19 protein-coding genes, 1 tRNA gene and 1 pseudogene are annotated in these 15,709 nt (G+C 64.4%); 9 read left to right on the forward strand and 12 right to left on the reverse strand.

The genetic code is table 11. The features are described 5' to 3' along the window. Positions 1–36 precede the first annotated feature (36 nt). The 3 genes and pseudogenes from ABD767_RS15255 to ABD767_RS15265 form a co-directional block, all read left to right on the forward strand. Positions 37–525: pseudogene (locus tag ABD767_RS15255) on the forward strand (hemerythrin domain-containing protein); the annotation flags it as partial. Positions 526–530: 5 nt separating this feature from the next. Next, the gene (locus ABD767_RS15260; RefSeq protein WP_344869893.1) at positions 531–956 is read left to right on the forward strand and encodes a group III truncated hemoglobin; all 426 of its coding nucleotides are present in this window, start codon (positions 531–533) and stop codon (positions 954–956) included. Between the two features lie 170 nt (positions 957–1,126). Next, positions 1,127–2,191 (forward strand): alcohol dehydrogenase, encoded by a 1,065-nt coding sequence (locus ABD767_RS15265; protein ID WP_344869894.1) that lies wholly within the window; start codon positions 1,127–1,129, stop codon positions 2,189–2,191. A 292-nt stretch (positions 2,192–2,483) separates the two neighbouring features. On the opposite strand, the gene ABD767_RS15270 is transcribed toward ABD767_RS15265, so the two are convergent. Genes ABD767_RS15270 through ABD767_RS15280 form a run of 3 tightly spaced genes read right to left on the reverse strand, consistent with a single transcriptional unit; the run spans position 2,484 to position 4,143 of the window. After that, positions 2,484–2,708 (reverse strand): putative quorum-sensing-regulated virulence factor, encoded by a 225-nt coding sequence (locus ABD767_RS15270; RefSeq protein ID WP_103044906.1) that lies wholly within the window; start codon positions 2,706–2,708, stop codon positions 2,484–2,486. Positions 2,709–2,728: 20 nt separating this feature from the next. Then, the gene (locus ABD767_RS15275; protein WP_103044907.1) at positions 2,729–2,938 is read right to left on the reverse strand and encodes a SlyX family protein; all 210 of its coding nucleotides are present in this window, start codon (positions 2,936–2,938) and stop codon (positions 2,729–2,731) included. 8 nt (positions 2,939–2,946) lie between these two features. Further along, positions 2,947–4,143, reverse strand: a complete 1,197-nt coding sequence (locus ABD767_RS15280; RefSeq protein WP_344869906.1) for an aminotransferase-like domain-containing protein — start codon at positions 4,141–4,143, stop codon at positions 2,947–2,949. A 111-nt stretch (positions 4,144–4,254) separates the two neighbouring features. Between ABD767_RS15280 and nth the strand changes: the two genes are divergently transcribed. Next, complete coding sequence (nth, locus tag ABD767_RS15285; RefSeq protein ID WP_103044883.1) at positions 4,255–4,893, forward strand: endonuclease III; 639 nt, start codon at positions 4,255–4,257, stop codon at positions 4,891–4,893. After that, positions 4,890–6,023 (forward strand): GGDEF domain-containing protein, encoded by a 1,134-nt coding sequence (locus ABD767_RS15290; RefSeq protein WP_344869895.1) that lies wholly within the window; start codon positions 4,890–4,892, stop codon positions 6,021–6,023. Before nth ends, ABD767_RS15290 begins: the two co-directional genes overlap by 4 nt. A 61-nt stretch (positions 6,024–6,084) precedes the next feature. Here ABD767_RS15290 and cobT read toward each other — a convergent pair whose 3' ends face one another. Next, positions 6,085–7,140, reverse strand: coding sequence for a nicotinate-nucleotide--dimethylbenzimidazole phosphoribosyltransferase (cobT, locus tag ABD767_RS15295; RefSeq protein ID WP_103044909.1), 1,056 nt, complete (start codon positions 7,138–7,140; stop codon positions 6,085–6,087). A 115-nt stretch (positions 7,141–7,255) separates the two neighbouring features. Continuing rightward, positions 7,256–8,734 (reverse strand): cobyric acid synthase, encoded by a 1,479-nt coding sequence (locus tag ABD767_RS15300; protein ID WP_103044884.1) that lies wholly within the window; start codon positions 8,732–8,734, stop codon positions 7,256–7,258. A gap of 115 nt (positions 8,735–8,849) precedes the next feature. On the opposite strand from ABD767_RS15300, the gene ABD767_RS15305 reads away from it, so the two are divergent. The 4 genes from ABD767_RS15305 (at position 8,850) to ABD767_RS15320 (ending at position 11,218) form a co-directional block, all read left to right on the forward strand. Next, complete coding sequence (locus ABD767_RS15305) at positions 8,850–10,031, forward strand: serine hydrolase domain-containing protein (RefSeq protein WP_344869896.1); 1,182 nt, start codon at positions 8,850–8,852, stop codon at positions 10,029–10,031. Between the two features lie 54 nt (positions 10,032–10,085). Beyond that, a tRNA-Ser gene (locus ABD767_RS15310) sits at positions 10,086–10,176 on the forward strand. 266 nt (positions 10,177–10,442) lie between these two features. Continuing rightward, a complete protein-coding gene (locus ABD767_RS15315) occupies positions 10,443–10,724 on the forward strand; it encodes a hypothetical protein (protein WP_344869897.1) in 282 nt (93 codons plus the stop codon). 11 nt (positions 10,725–10,735) lie between these two features. Then, positions 10,736–11,218, forward strand: a complete 483-nt coding sequence (locus ABD767_RS15320; protein WP_344869898.1) for a DUF2321 domain-containing protein — start codon at positions 10,736–10,738, stop codon at positions 11,216–11,218. A 72-nt stretch (positions 11,219–11,290) separates the two neighbouring features. On the opposite strand, the gene ABD767_RS15325 is transcribed toward ABD767_RS15320, so the two are convergent. The 7 genes from ABD767_RS15325 to ABD767_RS15355 form a co-directional block, all read right to left on the reverse strand. Further along, complete coding sequence (locus ABD767_RS15325; protein ID WP_344869899.1) at positions 11,291–11,983, reverse strand: hypothetical protein; 693 nt, start codon at positions 11,981–11,983, stop codon at positions 11,291–11,293. 15 nt (positions 11,984–11,998) lie between these two features. Further along, positions 11,999–12,502 carry a hypothetical protein gene (locus ABD767_RS15330; RefSeq protein ID WP_344869900.1) on the reverse strand — a complete coding sequence of 168 codons (504 nt, stop codon included), beginning with the start codon at positions 12,500–12,502 and terminating at the stop codon, positions 11,999–12,001. Continuing rightward, a complete protein-coding gene (locus ABD767_RS15335) occupies positions 12,502–12,798 on the reverse strand; it encodes a hypothetical protein (RefSeq protein WP_344869901.1) in 297 nt (98 codons plus the stop codon). The genes ABD767_RS15330 and ABD767_RS15335 overlap by 1 nt, the downstream gene beginning before the upstream one ends. Positions 12,799–12,815: 17 nt before the next feature. Continuing rightward, on the reverse strand, positions 12,816–13,082 hold the full coding sequence (locus ABD767_RS15340; RefSeq protein ID WP_344869902.1) for a hypothetical protein: 267 nt from the start codon (positions 13,080–13,082) through the stop codon (positions 12,816–12,818). 120 nt (positions 13,083–13,202) lie between these two features. Then, positions 13,203–14,609: an AAA family ATPase gene (locus ABD767_RS15345; RefSeq protein WP_344869903.1), complete on the reverse strand. Its 1,407-nt coding sequence runs from the start codon at positions 14,607–14,609 to the stop codon at positions 13,203–13,205. 144 nt (positions 14,610–14,753) lie between these two features. Next, positions 14,754–14,993 carry a helix-turn-helix transcriptional regulator gene (locus ABD767_RS15350; protein ID WP_344869904.1) on the reverse strand — a complete coding sequence of 80 codons (240 nt, stop codon included), beginning with the start codon at positions 14,991–14,993 and terminating at the stop codon, positions 14,754–14,756. A gap of 116 nt (positions 14,994–15,109) precedes the next feature. Continuing rightward, complete coding sequence (locus tag ABD767_RS15355; protein ID WP_344869905.1) at positions 15,110–15,580, reverse strand: hypothetical protein; 471 nt, start codon at positions 15,578–15,580, stop codon at positions 15,110–15,112. Positions 15,581–15,709 lie beyond the last annotated feature (129 nt).

Below are 15,709 nucleotides of genomic sequence, written 5' to 3' on the forward strand. Positions count from 1 at the left end.
ATGAACACCCCTGCTTCCATGACCGAGATCACCGACCCTGTGGCGCTGATCGCCCACATCGTCGAGCGCTACCACGAGGTGCACCGCGCCCAGCTGCCCGAGCTGATCCGTATGGCGCGGCGCGTCGAGGCGGTGCACCAGGCCAAGCCGGGCGTGCCCGCCGGCCTGGCCGACGCGCTGCAAGCGCTGGAGGGCGAGCTGCTCAACCACATGGCCAAGGAAGAGACGGTGCTGTTCCCGCTGCTCCAGCAGGGAGAGGACGACCTGGCCGCGCGCCCGATCGCAATGCTGCGCCGCGAACACGACGACCACGGCGAGGCGTTGAAAGAAATTGCCCGCCTGACCAACGACATCACCGCCCCGCGCGAGGCCTGCAACACCTGGCGCGCGCTCTACGCCGGCCTGGCGCAGCTGCGGGGCGACCTGATCGAACACATCCGCCTGGAAAACGATGTGCTGTTTGCGCAATTCGACCCCGCCGCGCGCCAGGAGCTGGGCTGCGGCAGCGACTGCGAATGCAGCTGAACGCCATGAACCACGAAGACGACAAGCAAACCCTGGACAGCGACAGCGTGACTGCGCTGGTACACAACTTCTACACCGACGTGCGCGCCGACCCGGTGCTGGCGCCGGTGTTCGACGAAGCCATCGGCGCGCACTGGCCCGAGCACCTGGAGCGCATGGTGCAGTTCTGGAGCGCGGTGGCGCTGGGCGAGCACGGCTTCAAGGGCGACGTGTTCGGCAAGCACATGGCGCTCGATGGCGTCACGCCCGAGCATTTCACGCTCTGGCTCGGGCTGTGGAAGAAGCACACCGAGGCGCTGTTCCATCCGGAGATCGCCCGCGCGCTGCAGTACATGGCGCACAACATCGCGCGCAACCTGTTCCGGGGCTTCTTCGGCCACTTTCCTCAGGGCAATCTGGCAGCCGACCCGGCAGCGGCCAGCGCCGGCTGAACCCGGCGGCGGGCAGTCTCCGCCCGTTGCGCCGCAGGCCGGCATCTATCACCTCGGCGACGCCGGTGCGCGCCACACGGCTCGTATATTTATCCTCTGACCGACCACCGGGCGCACCGGCAGCCGCCGTGCGCCTGGTGTGCTTTTTTCAGCTGGATAAAGGAGACACTGTGATCAGCTACGACATCACCGCATTGAGCCAACCCCTGGTGCGCACCGAGCGCCCCACGCCGCAGCCCACGGGCGACCAGGTGCTGGTGCGGGTCGAGGCCGCCGGCGTATGCCACTCGGACCTGCACATCTGGCACGGGCAGTACGACCTGGGCAATGGCAGGACGCTGTCGATGATAGATCGCGGCATGAAGCTGCCGCTGACGCTGGGCCACGAGATCGCCGGCGAGGTCGTCGCCGTCGGCGACCAGGCCCGGGACGTGCAAGTGGGCAAGCGCTACGTGGTGTTCCCCTGGCACGGCTGCGGCGAGTGCAAGGTCTGCAAGCGCGGCGACGAGAACCTGTGCCTGGCTGGCAAGTCGATGGGCGTGTACCAGCCCGGCGGCTACGCCGACCATGTGCTGGTCTCGCACTCGCGCTACCTGGTCGACATCGGCGACATGCCGCCAGTGCAGGCCGCGCCCTACGCCTGCTCGGGCCTGACGACCTACAGCGCCATCCGCAAGATCGCGCCGCAGGTGCTCAAGGACGAGAAGGTCGTGGTCTTCGGCGCCGGCGGCCTGGGCCTGATGGCCACCATGCTGGTCAAGGCGCTTGGCGGCGCCGGCGTGCTGGTCATCGACCCTGACGAGTCCAAGCACGCCGCGGCGCTCGCCGCCGGCGCCGACGCGGTCTTCAACCCGCGCCAGGAGGGCTTTGCCGCAGAGGTCAAGAAGGCCGCCGGCGGCGCCGTCTGGGCCATCATCGACTGCGTGGGCTCCAGCCAGACGGTGCAGTCGGGCATCGACATGCTGACCAAGGGCGGCCAGCTGGTGCAGATCGGCCTGTTCGGCGGCCACATCGACATCCCCACGCCGTTCATGGCGCTCAAGGCCACGACCTACCAGGGCACCTACGTGGGCAATCTGCGCGAGCTGCAGGAGCTGGTCGCGCTGGTCAGAGACAAACAGCTGCCGCCCGTGCCAACGACCTGCATGCCCTTCAGCAAGGCCTTTACCGCGCTGCTGGCGCTGGAGGAAGGCAAGGCGATTGGCCGCCAGGTGCTGACGCCCGAAGGGGCCTGACCCCACTCGCGCCCCGCCGGCCTTCAGAACGTGTTCAAGGTCTCCCCATAGGGCTCGCAAGGCAGCAAAAAGCCGCAATCGAGGCGTGTGCCGCAGGCCATGCTGGCGGCCTGGACAAGGCGCGCAACGAAGAATGCGGTTTTTTGCTGCCTTGCCCGAAGGGTTGTCCCGCCAAAGCGGCATCTGCGGCGTTGCAAATGCTCGCCGGGCCACCAGCCCGACTGCGCTTTGCGCCTTGCACCTGCCGCTTTGGCGGGGCAACGGGCCCCATGGGGAGACCTTGAACACGTTCTCAGTCAGTCGGGGGCTCCCGGCGCAGCGGCGCCAGCATCGGCCGCAGGCCGTTGTGGTCGATCTCGTGCATCAGCGCCAGCAGCCGGCCCAAAGGGCTGCGGCCAAAGCCCTCGCGCGCCATCCAGTTCAGGTAGTTGCCCGGCAGATCGGCAATCACGCGCCCCTGGTACTTGCCATAGGGCATGCGTGTGGTGACCAGTTTCTCCAGCTGGGCGGCGTCCATGCCTTGCATCGGCGTCACCTTCAGTAATGCGGCGGCAGCTCATCGCGCAGGCTGCGCGGCGCGCCGCTGCCGGGCGCGGGCAATTGCTCGCGCAGCGCATGCAACTCGCGCAGCAGCAGGTCGATGCGCTGCTGCTGGCGGTAGACGGTCAGGTTGAGCTGGTCGAGCAGATCCTCGGCATAGGCCGCCTTGACTTCCAGCGCCTCCAGCCGCTCGCGGGTTTCATCCATGGCCGCCCTCATGCCCTGAGCGCCTGCGCCAGGCGGGCAATGCCGTCGCGGATGCGCACAACATCGGCCGTGGCGAACGACAGGCGCAGCGTAGCGGCATCGGGTGCGCCGCAGAAGAACGGCGCGCCCGGCACGAAGGCCACGCCCTTGTCGATCGCGCGCTTGGCCAGTGCATTGCCATCGGCCAGCGCGCCGCCGGCGCCCGTCAGCCGCGCCCAGACGAACAGGCCGCCGCGCGGCTGCACAAAGTCGACGGCGTCGCCCAGCTCGCTGCGCAGCGCATCGCCCATGGCCTGGGCACGCTCGGCATACACGGCGCGCACATTGGCCAGCGTGGCCGGCATGCGCCCGGCCTGCAGGTAGTGGGCCGCGGTGGCCTGGGCAAAGGTGCTGGTGTGCGCGTCCGAAAACTGCTTGCACATCACCGCGCGCGCCAGCAGTTCGGGGGGCGCCACCATCCAGCCCACGCGCAGGCCGGGCGAGAGCACCTTGGACAGCGAGCCGCAGTGCACCAACCAGTCGCGGCTGCCCGGCACCTGGCTGGACAGCGCCAGCAGGCTGGGCGGCGGCGCCTCGCCAAAGTACAAGTCGCCATAGGGGTCGTCCTCGACGATCACCGTCTGGTATTTCACGGCCAGCTCCAGCACCTTTTTGCGCCGCTCCAGGCTGAGCGTGGCGCCGCTGGGGTTGCCGAAAGTGGGAATCAGGTAGACCAGCTTGGGGCGGTGCTCGGCGATCAGCTGTTCCAGGCGGTCGACCTGCACGCCGTCGCCGTCGATCGGCGCGCCGACCAGGTCGGCGCCATACAGGCGAAAGCACTGGATGGTGGCAAGAAAGGTGGGGGCTTCGACGATGACCTTGTCGCCCGGGTCGATCAGCGTCTTGGCGACCAGATCCAGCGCCTGCTGGCTGCCGGTGGTGACGATCAGCCCTTCGGGCGCGACGCCCTGCACGCCCTTGGAGGCCATGAAGGCGGCGAGCTGCTCGCGCAGCGGCTGGTAGCCCTCGGTTGCGCCGTATTGCAGCGCAGCGCCGGGCTCCTGGGCCAGCGCCGCCGCGCTGGCGGCACGGATGCCGTCTACGTCGAACATCGCGCTGTCGGGAAAGCCGCCGGCAAAGCTGATGATGCCGGGCTTGCCCAGCAGCTTGAAGAGTTCACGGATGGCGGAGGTCTCCACCTGGTTCAGGCGCTGGGCAAAGGCAATCGGCATGGGCGGTCTCGGTTCGTGGATCGGCGAGGCGAAGGGGTAAACCCGCATTGTCGCCATTTGTCGCCCTGCCTGTCGACACACGCCATCATGGTGACAATAGCGCGCATGCAAGACGCACTGATCGAGCCCTTCTTCGCCACGCTCAAGGCGGCCAACCCGCACCCGACCACCGAGCTGCACTACACCAACGTGTTCGAGCTGCTGGCCGCGGTGCTGCTGTCGGCCCAGGCCACCGACGTGGGCGTGAACAAGGCCACGCGGCGGCTGTTCCTCGTGGCCAGCACGCCGCAAGCCATGCTGGACCTGGGGCTGGAGGGGCTTGAGAACTACATCAAGACCATCGGCCTGTACCGCACCAAGGCCAAGAACCTGCTGGCCACCTGCCGCATCCTGGTCGAGCAGCACGGCGGCCAGGTGCCGCGCACGCGCGAAGCGCTCGAGCAGCTACCCGGCGTGGGCCGCAAGACGGCCAACGTGGTGCTCAACGTCGCCTTTAGCCAGCCGACGATGGCGGTGGACACGCACATCTTTCGCGTCAGCAACCGCACGGGACTTGCGCCGGGCAAGACACCGCTGGAAGTGGAAAAGCGGCTGCTGCAGCGGGTGCCGCCCGAATACCTGGTGGACGCCCACCACTGGCTGATCCTGCTGGGGCGCTATGTCTGCCAGGCGCGCAAACCCCGTTGCTGGGAATGCAGCGTCGCCCCATACTGCGACTACCAGCCCAAGACACTGCCACCATGAACAGCCTGGATCCACGCTCGCTGATCGCCATGGGCGCGCTCATGACGGTATTGATGACCGCGATTCTGGTGCTGCTGCGCCGCCACTACCCGCCCCACATCCGCGGCCTGGGCGACTGGGCCGCGGCCTCCTCCGTGTGGCTGCTGGCCTCCTTCCTGTTCGGCTGCCGGGGGCAACTGCCGGCCAGCTGGGCCATGGTGCTGGCCAACAGCCTGCTGCTGCAGGGCGCCATCTTCTACTGCATGGGCTGCCGGCGCTTCTACGGCCACGTGCGGCAGTGGCGCCTGTGGGCTGCGGTGCTGCTGGCCGAAACCCTGGCGTTCTCCTGGTTCACCTATGCGCGCCCCAGCTTTGGCATGCAGCTGGTGGTGATCACCGCCTCCATGCTCGGCACCTACGGCGCCACCCTGTACTTTCTGCTGCGCCACGGCGACCGGCGCCTGCCCCAGCATCTGGTCGAGCTGGTGCTGGGCCTGCACATGGCCGTGCTGGTGCTGCGCCTGGTCACTGCGTCGGCGGGCCACAGCGGCGACAACCTGCTGCAGCCCTCGCTCTACCAGAACCTGTACGTCGGCTCGTATGTGCTTACCGTGCTGCTGCTGACGGTGGGCGCGGTGCTGATGGCCAGCGACCGCCTGACGCGCGAGATGGAGTACCTGGCGTCGCACGACCCATTGACCCAGGCGCTGAACCGCCGCGCGCTGGCGCAGCGCGGCGCGCAGGAGCTCTCGCGCAGCCAGCGCCACGGCCATGCACTGGCGCTGATGATGATCGACCTGGATCACTTCAAGCAGGTCAACGACCACCACGGCCATCTGCACGGCGACGCGGTCTTGCAGCACTTTGCCCGGCAAGCCAAGGCCCAGCTGCGCCGCGCCGACACGCTGGGGCGCTGGGGCGGCGAGGAATTCATGGTGCTGCTGCCCGAAACCAACCAGGCCCAGGCGCAGGCCACGGCGGCGCGCATCCACGCGGCGCTGGCGCAAGGCCATGCACTGGACTGCCAGCTGAGCATCGGCCTGGCCACCTGGCAGGCCGGCGAGGATTCGCTGGACGCCATGATCGCGCGTGCCGACGCCGCGCTCTACCAGGCCAAGGAACAGGGGCGCAACCGCACCTGCACGCTCTGAGGCCGATAGACCTTCTCCTGTGCCCGCCTTGCACGCCAGGGCCAGGCCGCGGCACCAGGGGTCAGCCACCCGGCCCTGCGACTCCTGCGGACTCAAAGCTCGCCATCTCGCGCAACACGCGGCAGGCCGAATCGAGCAGCGGCCAGGCCAGCGCCGCGCCCGACCCCTCGCCCAGGCGCAGGCCCATGTCCAGCAGCGGCTCGGCCTGCAGCGCGTCCAGCATGCACGCGTGGCCGCGCTCGCCCGAGCGGTGGGCGAACACGCAGCGCTCGAGCACCTGGGGCGCCAGGCGCGCGGCCACCAGCACGGCGGCGCTGGTGATGAAGCCATCGACCACGATGACGCGGCGCTCGCTGGCGGCCTGCAGTACGGCGCCGGTGAGCGTGGCGACCTCGAAGCCGCCCAGGGCCGCAAGCGCTGCCAGCGGCCCGGTGGCGGCGGCGTTGGCATCAAGCGCCTGCTGCAGCACGGCGCGCTTGCGCGCGATGCCCGCGGCGTCCAGCCCGGTGCCGGCGCCCACGCAATCGTCGAGCGCCACGTCCGCCAGCCGCGCCAGCAGCAGCGAGGCGACCGAGGTGTTGCCTATACCCATCTCGCCCAGCAGCAGCACGTTGCCCGGCAGGCCGCGCACGATGGCCATGCCGTTCGCCAGCGCCTGCCGGCATTGCGCCGCGCTCATCGCCGGGCCGCTGCTTGCGTCCTGCGTACCCGCGGCAATGCGGCAGCTGACCAGGCGCGGCGCGCCGGGCGCGGCCTCGCGCACCGCGATTTCACGCGCCACGCCGCAGTCGGCCACCGTGAGCTGCAGGCCATGCTGGCGCGCCAGCACGCTGACGGCCGCGCCGCCGGCCAGGAAGTTCTCCACCATCTGCCAGGTCACGTCGCTGGGGTAGGCCGACACGCCCCTGGCCGCCAGGCCATGGTCGGCCGCGCACACCAGCATCTGCGGCGCGTGCAGCGCGGGTGCATCCGTGCCCAGGATCTGGCCGATGCGCAGCATCAGCACCTCCAACCGGCCCAGCGCGCCCAGGGGCTTGGTCTTGTGGTCGATGAGGTGCTGCAGGCGGGCGGTGAGGGCTGGGTCTTCAATTGAGGGAATGGGAGGAATCACGAACATTGTTTTGCTTTCGAAAATATCGCTGCTGGCGTTGCATGCCTGGAGCGCCGGCATCCTGCCGGCATGCACCCTGAAATCTGTCGGCAAGATGCCGGCGCTCCCATGTCTGCATGGGTCACGCCAGCGCCCCGGGCGCAAACCACTGGCCCACGCCCGCCGCCATGCGCTCGAACACCGCGTCCAGCGTGGTCGCGCCGGCGCCAAACAGCGCCTGCAGCACGGCCGCGTCCTCGAACAGGCCGTGCAGGTACAGCCCCAGCACGTTGCCCTCCGGGTTCTGCCAGGCCAGGCCGCCGATCAGCTCGCGCGCTACCTTGCCCTCGCGGGCCAGGGCCGGGTGCTGTACGGTCTGGCCGTGATGGATCTCGTAGCCCTGCACGGCCACGCCGGCCAGTTGCTGCCACGCGCCCTGCACCGCACCAAAGCGCGCCCGCGTGGGGCGTACCGTCTTCTCGGCCGCAAAGCGCGTGACCAACGGCAGCAGGCCCAGGCCGGGGCCGTTGCCGTCCACGCCCAACGGGTCGATCAGCGCCTCGCCCAGCATCTGCAAGCCGCCACAGATGCCCAGCACGCGGGCGCCGCGCGCGGCGTGCCGGGCAATTGCCGCGTCCAGCCCCTGGGCGCGCAGCCAGGCCAGGTCGGCGGCCGTAGCCTTGCTGCCGGGCAGGATGATCCAGTCGGCGCCCTCCACTTCGGCCGGGCTGCGCGCCCAGGCCAAATGCACGCCGGGCACGTTCTTGAGCGGCTGGAACTCGTCCAGATTGCTGATGCGCGGGTAGGCGATGACGGCGATGCGCGTGTGAATCGCGCCCTGACCGGTGCTTCGGGTGTCAAAGACGCCGTCTTCCTCGGGCAGGCCATGGTTCCACTGCATCGGAATCGTGGCGACCACGGGCACACCGGTCTTGTCCTGCAACATCTCGGGCGCGGGCGCCAGCAGCGCCGCATCGCCGCGGAATTTGTTGAGCACAAAGCCCTTGATCAGCGCGCGATCGTCCTCGGACAGCAGCGCCCAGGTGCCATACAAATGGGCAAAGGCGCCGCCGCGGTCGATGTCGGCGACCAGCAGGCAATGCGCACCGCAATGGCGCGCCACGCGCAGGTTGACCACGTCGCTCGTCATCAGATTGATCTCGGCGGGCGAGCCCGCGCCCTCGATCACGACCACGTCGTTCTCGGCGCGCAGCGCGTCGAGCGCGGCGGCGATCTGCGGCCACACCTGCTGGCTGCGTCCGCGCCAGGGCAGCCGCGACAATTCTTCGCTCACCTGCCCCAGCAGCACCACCTGGCTTCTGGTGTCCGCCTCGGGCTTGAGCAGCAGTGGGTTCATGCGCACGTCGGGCCGGGCGCGCGCGGCCAGCGCCTGGAAGTACTGCGCGCTGCCGATCTCGCCATAGCCACCCGCGGGCGTGGCCACCACGCGCGCGTTGTTGCTCATGTTCTGCGCCTTGAAAGGCGCCACCCTCAAGCCCTGGTTGGCATAGTGGCGGCACAGCGCCGTGGCCAACCAACTCTTGCCTGCGCCGCTGCTGGTGCCCAGCACCATGACGCAGCGGGCGGGAGTTCGTAGCGGGGGGGGTGTAGCAGCAGGCATGGCGAAATCGTGGCAGCAACTTGGGACAAGCCCGCGATTGTCCCCCGTGCGACCGCCCTCCGTGGGCAGGTTGCGCCATGGTGGCGACAGCCCTCAGTTCAGCACACGACAACCCATGACACCACCGCGCTTTCACGCCCTGCACGCCGCCATGCAGGCCCAGGTCGACCAGCAATTCCTGCCCGGCGTCGCCACCGCGCTGCTGCGCGGGCGCGAACTGGCCGACGTCTTCGTCTGCGGCCAGTCCGACCGCGAGGCCGGCACGCCGCTGCGCCGCGACCACGTCCACCGCGTGTTCTCCAACACCAAGCTGGTCACCTCCATCGCGGTGATGATGCTGGTCGAGCAGGGGCGCGTCGCGCTGCAAGACCCCATCGGGCGCTACATCCCGGCCCTCGCCCAGCCGCGTGTGCTGCGCCCCGGCGCCACGCGCATCGACGATACCGAGCCCGCGCGCCGCCCCATCACCGTCCACCACCTGATGACGCACACCGCCGGCCTGGGCTATGGCGCGTTCGACCCCGGCACGCTGCTGTTCCGGGCCTACGGCGAAGCGGGCGTGCTGTCCCCTCAGCTCACCAACACCCAACTGATGGAGCGCCTGGGTGCGCTGCCGCTGTACTTTCACCCGGGCGAGGGCTGGGAATATTCGCTGGCCACCGACGTACTGGGCCACCTGATCGAGGTCGTCACCGGCCAACGCCTGGGCGACTTCTTCGCGCAGCACGTCTTCGCACCGCTGGGCATGGACGACACGGCCTTCTGGCTGCCACAGGACAAGCACGCGCGGCTGGCCGCGCTGTACGGCGGCGTGGACTTCATGAACCCGCTGCTGCCCGGGCTCAAGCGCCTGGACAGCATCCCCTACCCCGGCGCCTACCTGCACGCACCCGCACGCGACTCGGGCGGCGGCGGCCTGGTCTCCACGCTGGACGATCACGTGCGCCTGCTGCAAGCGCTGGTGCCCGGCCCCGGCGCGCTGCTGCGCGCCGACACCCTGGCGCAAATGGCCAGCAACCAGATTCCGCCCGGCCAGTTCGTGCGCTTCCCAGGCCTGCCGGCCGACCCGGGACGCGTCTTCGGCCTGGGCTCCTCGGTCGTCGCGGCGCCTGGCCCGTTCGACCCGCCACAAACCACGGACGAGATGAATTGGGGCGGCGTCGCCGGAACGCTGTGGTGGATCAACCCGCGCCTGGGCATTGCCGGCATCCTGATGACGCAGCGCTACTTCGGCTTTGGCAACCCCTACACCTATCTCTTCAAACAGCTGGCCTACCAGGCGCTGCTGACGCCATAGCGCACCCTGCAGCGGCTCGGGAGCCACCTGGGAACTGCTACAATCGCAGGCTTCGGAGAGGTGGATGAGCGGTTTAAGTCGCACGCCTGGAAAGCGTGTGTGGGTTAATAGCCCACCGCGGGTTCGAATCCCGCCCTCTCCGCCATTTTGCTTTTAAAATCAACAACTTACGACGAATTGTTGGTTTTGTACTGCATAAAGTACAGCATAAAAAAGTCATTGGCCGGGCATCATGCCCACATTGAAGACTGCCTGATTGCAGGCGAAAAGAACCGGCCATGTGTCGGTTTTTTTTCGTCCCTGTCCGACCCAACTTCGTTGGCTTCCCAAGTCGCATAGACTGTTACATGTGGCAGCGCTGGCTGACAGCCAGCGCCCGCGTGTCGAATGGTGCAACAAACAGGGAACGAGATGAGCGACGAAACCACTTTCACTGTAGGCGACCTCCGCCGCGAACTTTCGATCTACGACGACGACACCAAGCTGTCGTTCGACGGGGGCTTGACGTTTGGCCGCGTGAAGAACTGGGGTGATGACGAAATCATCCTGTTGTTCGCAGAACCGCAAGCCTATTTGGAAGAAAAATTCAAAGAGAAAAACCCGAACGTCAAAGTAGCATTTATGCGCATCGATAACGTCGAATGGGATGAATCAGGCGTAATCGGCGGCCCAATTGACGTATCGATCAAGTAACGGGGCGAGGCATGGGAACGTATCGAGTCGCCCAAGTTTGCCCGAACGGGCATGTCGCAACCACTGCCGCCGACCAGCATCCCGAACTTCGCGAAGCGTTCTGCTCTCAGTGCGGCGAAGCAACCATCATGCAGTGCCCGAATTGCAGCGCGTCCATTCGTGGGGACTACTACGTTGAAGGTGTATTCGGGTTAGGTGGCGGCTACGAACCGCCTTCGTTCTGCCACAACTGCGGGAAGGCATTTCCTTGGACTGAACGGAAGATAGCGAGTGCTGTTGAACTTGTTGAAGTTGGGGCAGACCTTTCCCCCGAAGAACTGCAACAGTTCCGCTCCGATTTGACCGAGCTAACGAAGGACAGTCCGAAGACGCAAGTTGCGTCGCTTCGCTTCAAGAAGGTAATGGGTAAGGTCGGAACGTCCATCGCATCCGGCGTTCGGGACATTGTTGTTGATGTTCTGAGCGAAGCAGCCAAGAAGGCCATTTGGGGCTGAACAGCCGCAGCTAGACGAAAAAAAACCCGGCGCTAGGCCGGGCAAAAGTCCCCCAATGGCACTTGGGTTCGGTCAGACCTGCACGCGCTTCGAAGCTTGGGCCGCAACGGTCGGCAGGTAGAAGCTTCCGCGAACTGCGCTAATCGTCTTGTCGTACTTCGCCGGAAGTTCGCGAAGGGCTACGCTGTCGGTCATCATCTTGTAAGCGGCGGGAACATGGCGTTCGGTCGCTTCAAAACGAAGCTTCGTATGGTTTTCGGGCGCAATGTCCAACAGGAACGACGGCGAATGAAAGACGACGGCGGCAACGGCTTTATCTTCCATCGCCTGCCGAATCTTCATAAGCCCTTCACCCTTCCCGGCCTGTTCGCGGATATACGCCCGAATTTCGCTATCCAGTGCGCCCCGTTCGGCGCTTGGTGCGAACTGCATTTGCGCTTGCGTTAGACCAGTGTTGTAAAGGCTTTCGGCGCGGGCTTCGATTGCCGCTTTCGTCTTCGCCAGTTGCGCAACGGTGCGTTCCGCCAGAATTGCGGCGGCTTCGTGCTTTTGAACGTCGGTGCGGGTCGGGTCTTCGACAAGTGCGGCAACCTTGTTCGCCGCATCGCGCAAGGTGATATGCGCGGCGGTAATGTCCGGCCCTACTTGCGAATCGTATTGTTCGGCATCCCCCAAAAATGCTTTGCCGCCGGTTTCAGTTGTTGCCAGTTCCATAAACGAACTAGCGCCTTCGGTATTTACGAGAAAACGGCCTTTTGTATCCATGATTTTTTCCTTCGGTCAGTGTTGGTAAATTGCTTTCAAACCGCCTGCGGGTAATGCTTTGGCGGCTTCCTCCAAAAATTCGCCGGTTTCCCGGTCGAATGTTCGGCCATCTGCTAGTTCTATAAATCGCCCCCTCTTGGTTCCGGGTTGAAGTGGTGCGGCTTCGGTGAATGCTTCGGACTTGCCCACACTAGGCGGGGCAATATGGGCCGGTTCATTCGTGCGGCTACGGCAAACGGCCTGCAATGCCTTCTGTTGCGCAAGGCAAGCGGCTTCCCAATCGCTGAATGTGGGCACAAGGATTACCCGCCGCGCGAAGATGGGCCGGGAAGGGGCCAAATCGGCCCGCTGTTGCGTTTTTTTGGCCGGGGCAGCCCCTGATAACCAATCGCGCATGAAAGCGTCTGCGGGCGTGCCGCTGGCGTCGCATTCATACTCGACCGCAAGTTGTGTTCCGTATTCGGCGAATCGCTTGTTTTCAAGCTTCGCCAGCCGGTTTTTAAGTCCGAAGCGTGCCATTAGTGAAAACTCCCGCGCTGCTCCAAAGCTTCAATGCGGGCTTCTAGTTCGCTATCCGAAAGAATGCGGGCCAGAATCGAAAGCATGTTTGCAAGGCGGCTTGCGTCGGATACGTCGATTCGACCGCTACGGGCTTCGCGGTACAGCTTCGCCAGTTCCCGGCTAACGTCGGTTGCGCTTGCAAGTTTGGCCTTTGCATAGGTCTTCTTGTCGGCAGGCATGGGGGGTTCCGTGCTTTCCTCAATGCTGACGCGGCCTTGCCAGCCGTCGGCGGTCGAATTGGTATCGTTTTTCATGGGGGTGTTCTCCAAAATCATTTGCGCTTTGCAGACAGGGCGGCATCAATTTCGCGATTAACGCGCCTGCGCACCTCGTCTTGTTCGTAATGCTCTTGAACGTCGGAAATGTTCAATTGCTGCGCAGTAAGGTGCGTAAGCACTTGCAGAACCGACGGGTAAAGTTCGGCGTCGCGGAATACTTCGCAGGCAATCCGCTTCGATTCGAGAATGACCAACGTTGATACGCATCCAAGCTTCTTAATTTCGCGGTCAATGTCTTTGAAATATTCTTGGTTATCCATTTCGATTCCTCTTAAAACTTCTCTGCCCACAATCAGGCGCCCGGCCAATCTGAAAAAATCTGTCATCGCATCACCGGGACATGCGACACCCTATAAATAGGGTGTGTCGCTGTCGTCCCCTCAAAGTAGGGTTTGCGACGGGCGACATGTCGCGCTGTTGTCGCTGTCGTGTCGCTTTGTCGCTTTGCTGATTTCAAGCACTTTCGCTATGCAAGCTTCGGTCAGTTGGGCCGCAACACCGCCTAGCCGGTAAATGTTGTCAGTCACGACCAATTCGCCGCGTTCAATCAAATCCTTGCGCGCCCGTTCAAACGCTTTCTTCTTCGCCGTATCCGTATCGGCGGGACTCATGCGGTAGAAAACGGGTCGCCAGTTGTTCAAATGCACGCCGGTAAAGTTGCCATCTGCATCGGTTCCGCCATGAGTTCGGCAGGCTTCGCGAAAGGAGTCCATACCAAGCTTCTGATTGCCGCTTAACGGCTTCGCCCCTGCGCTTGTGGGCACGTCATCGGGTACGACTACGCAGGACGTAACGGGGTCGCCGTCTTCATCGGTGCCGACTTCGACGATGCTCAAGCGAAAGGCATGTTCTTCGCCGTCCAAGCCGTCTTTGGCCTTGGCAACCTTCCATGCCCTGCGGTCATTTGTGCGGGTAACTTCGATTGAACAATCCAGCGCAGCGCGAAGGCTGGAATGCCCGCGTTCGCCCATTTGCGCGTTCTTCCCGCTATGGTGAATAAGCACGCAATTACCTTCGACCAGTTCGGCAAGGCGTTTCGCCCCGGCCAGAATCGCGCCCATGTCCCGGCTACTGTTTTCGTCGGCATTCGGCGCGGCTTGGTTCAGTGTGTCGATAACGACAATGCAACCTTGTGGGCACTCTTTCGCCAGCTTTTCGACTTGCTGCGGGTTCGTAATGTTGAAAGCGTTAGTCAGCAGTACGCGCATGTATTCGGGCATCGGGCGACCTTGCGCACGTTCCATAGCGACAATTCGATTCTTGACGCCTGCATGGCCTTCTAAGCCGACGTAAAGAACGGGAATTTGTTTCGCCATTTGCCCAAAGAACGACGAACCTTCGGCGATTGCATAAATCATGTTCAACACAACGAACGATTTACCGCCGCCGCTTGGCCCGTAAACCATGCTCACGCCACGGCGCGGCAATACGCCCTTGATTGCCCATTCAATCGGCGGCAATGCTTTGATTTCGACGGGGCCAAGGATTTGATAACGGTCATTAGCTGCTATTACCTGCCGTTCGATAACTTCGGTCATCGCGTCGGGGTCGGGTCGAACCTTTGCCCACAATCCTTTCGCCTTGTACCGCCCGTAAGGCGTCGCCCATTCAAGAAAAACGCCTTCGAACTTCGCGCCGTGCGTCTTTAGTGCGGCTGCAACCATGCGCACGTCGTCTTCCTTCTTCGGTTGAAGATGCGACAGGACTTCACGCATTGACGCCTGTTCATCGGCAGCAGTCGGCGCGTCAAATCCGAAGTTCGGCGCTTGGTTGTGGGCTTGGGTCATTTTTGTTTCTTATGCAGGATTGGATGCAGTACAAGATGGATGTTCTGTCTTGATTGCCTTTGTTTATTGGGTAGTTCGACGGAGTGCGAATCCGCTTCGCTCGTTCCTGTGCGCGCAAAAACAGGCAACGATGGCAAAAGCGACTTACGATTTCGCCGCCCGTTGCTGCTCAAGCTGCGTCACCAGTTCGCGAATTTCGGAGTCGGTCTTACCTGCGATGCGTGCGGCATTGATTGCGGCGATTTCGTCGGCAGGCCATGCTGCGCACCGTTCGCCCAACTTGACCGGGGGCGTCATCAGCCGTTGCTTGATTCGCAGGTAAAGGGTGCTTCGGGTCTGGCCCGTTGCAGACATGACGGCGGGAAGCCGTAGAAGGTTGTTCATCTCATTCGCTCCTGTTGGACGCCTTGGGATTCAAGGCATGGGCGAATGGTCAGGGGGCCGGGCGTACAAAAACAAAGGGGGTTGTTGAACCCCCTTTGCGTACGGCTGTCGTCGGCTTATCGCGGTCTAACTATGCCGGTTAGTTCGTTGCGTTCGATGATTTCGCGCGTGTTGTCGCGCGCCTCGACCAATGCGGCTTTGGTTTCCTTGACTCGCGCAAGGGCCGTTCCGGTGCTTACGTCGTATGCCGCCGCAAGTTCGTTCTTCAACTTGGTTTCGGACACCGTTTCACCAAATGCTGCGACGGTCAAGGCTACGTCGCCTGTGGGAATTGCCGCGCGGGGGCGACCTTCCTTGCCGGGCGCAGACAGGCCCAAGGCGAACGCAAGCGCTTTGCCACGCTCTGCGCATGGTTCGGATACGGCTTCCCGGAACGAAGCTGCCAGAAAGCCCGCAAGCTTGCCGGGTAGCGGCTCACCGGCTTCAAGGCATTCAGCGGCAAGCGCCAGCAGATCGCGGGCGGCGGTTGCATTGCGCCCAATTTGGGCGATTAGTTCGGCTGCCTTTGCGTCGCGGTTCGTCTTCATTATGAACCGCCCCGGGTTTTGAGGAGGCTCCAACACTTGAGAAGATGGAGCTATGACCAAGTCAAACAAGTTCTCACCCGAGGTCCGCGAGCGCGCCGTGCGCATGGTGCAGGAGCATCGAGCCGACTA

It is taken from the genome of Comamonas faecalis (genome assembly GCF_039538025.1).
GTDB lineage: Bacteria > Pseudomonadota > Gammaproteobacteria > Burkholderiales > Burkholderiaceae_C > Comamonas_C > Comamonas_C faecalis.

What these genes read in the sequence shown, in the direction of transcription:
- ABD767_RS15315 (WP_344869897.1), top strand. Translation starts at nt 10,443, where the DNA reads ATGAGCGACGAAACCACTTTCACTGTAGGCGACCTCCGCCGCGAACTT.
- nth (WP_103044883.1), top strand. Translation starts at nt 4,255, where the DNA reads ATGCAAGACGCACTGATCGAGCCCTTCTTCGCCACGCTCAAGGCGGCC.
- ABD767_RS15340 (WP_344869902.1), bottom strand. Translation starts at nt 13,082, where the DNA reads ATGGATAACCAAGAATATTTCAAAGACATTGACCGCGAAATTAAGAAG.
- ABD767_RS15275 (WP_103044907.1), bottom strand. Translation starts at nt 2,938, where the DNA reads ATGGATGAAACCCGCGAGCGGCTGGAGGCGCTGGAAGTCAAGGCGGCC.
- ABD767_RS15290 (WP_344869895.1), top strand. Translation starts at nt 4,890, where the DNA reads ATGAACAGCCTGGATCCACGCTCGCTGATCGCCATGGGCGCGCTCATG.
- ABD767_RS15320 (WP_344869898.1), top strand. Translation starts at nt 10,736, where the DNA reads ATGGGAACGTATCGAGTCGCCCAAGTTTGCCCGAACGGGCATGTCGCA.
- ABD767_RS15325 (WP_344869899.1), bottom strand. Translation starts at nt 11,983, where the DNA reads ATGGATACAAAAGGCCGTTTTCTCGTAAATACCGAAGGCGCTAGTTCG.
- cobT (WP_103044909.1), bottom strand. Translation starts at nt 7,140, where the DNA reads ATGTTCGTGATTCCTCCCATTCCCTCAATTGAAGACCCAGCCCTCACC.
- ABD767_RS15345 (WP_344869903.1), bottom strand. Translation starts at nt 14,609, where the DNA reads ATGACCCAAGCCCACAACCAAGCGCCGAACTTCGGATTTGACGCGCCG.
- ABD767_RS15355 (WP_344869905.1), bottom strand. Translation starts at nt 15,580, where the DNA reads ATGAAGACGAACCGCGACGCAAAGGCAGCCGAACTAATCGCCCAAATT.
- ABD767_RS15300 (WP_103044884.1), bottom strand. Translation starts at nt 8,734, where the DNA reads ATGCCTGCTGCTACACCCCCCCCGCTACGAACTCCCGCCCGCTGCGTC.
- ABD767_RS15335 (WP_344869901.1), bottom strand. Translation starts at nt 12,798, where the DNA reads ATGAAAAACGATACCAATTCGACCGCCGACGGCTGGCAAGGCCGCGTC.
- ABD767_RS15270 (WP_103044906.1), bottom strand. Translation starts at nt 2,708, where the DNA reads ATGGACGCCGCCCAGCTGGAGAAACTGGTCACCACACGCATGCCCTAT.
- ABD767_RS15350 (WP_344869904.1), bottom strand. Translation starts at nt 14,993, where the DNA reads ATGAACAACCTTCTACGGCTTCCCGCCGTCATGTCTGCAACGGGCCAG.
- ABD767_RS15330 (WP_344869900.1), bottom strand. Translation starts at nt 12,502, where the DNA reads ATGGCACGCTTCGGACTTAAAAACCGGCTGGCGAAGCTTGAAAACAAG.
- ABD767_RS15260 (WP_344869893.1), top strand. Translation starts at nt 531, where the DNA reads ATGAACCACGAAGACGACAAGCAAACCCTGGACAGCGACAGCGTGACT.
- ABD767_RS15305 (WP_344869896.1), top strand. Translation starts at nt 8,850, where the DNA reads ATGACACCACCGCGCTTTCACGCCCTGCACGCCGCCATGCAGGCCCAG.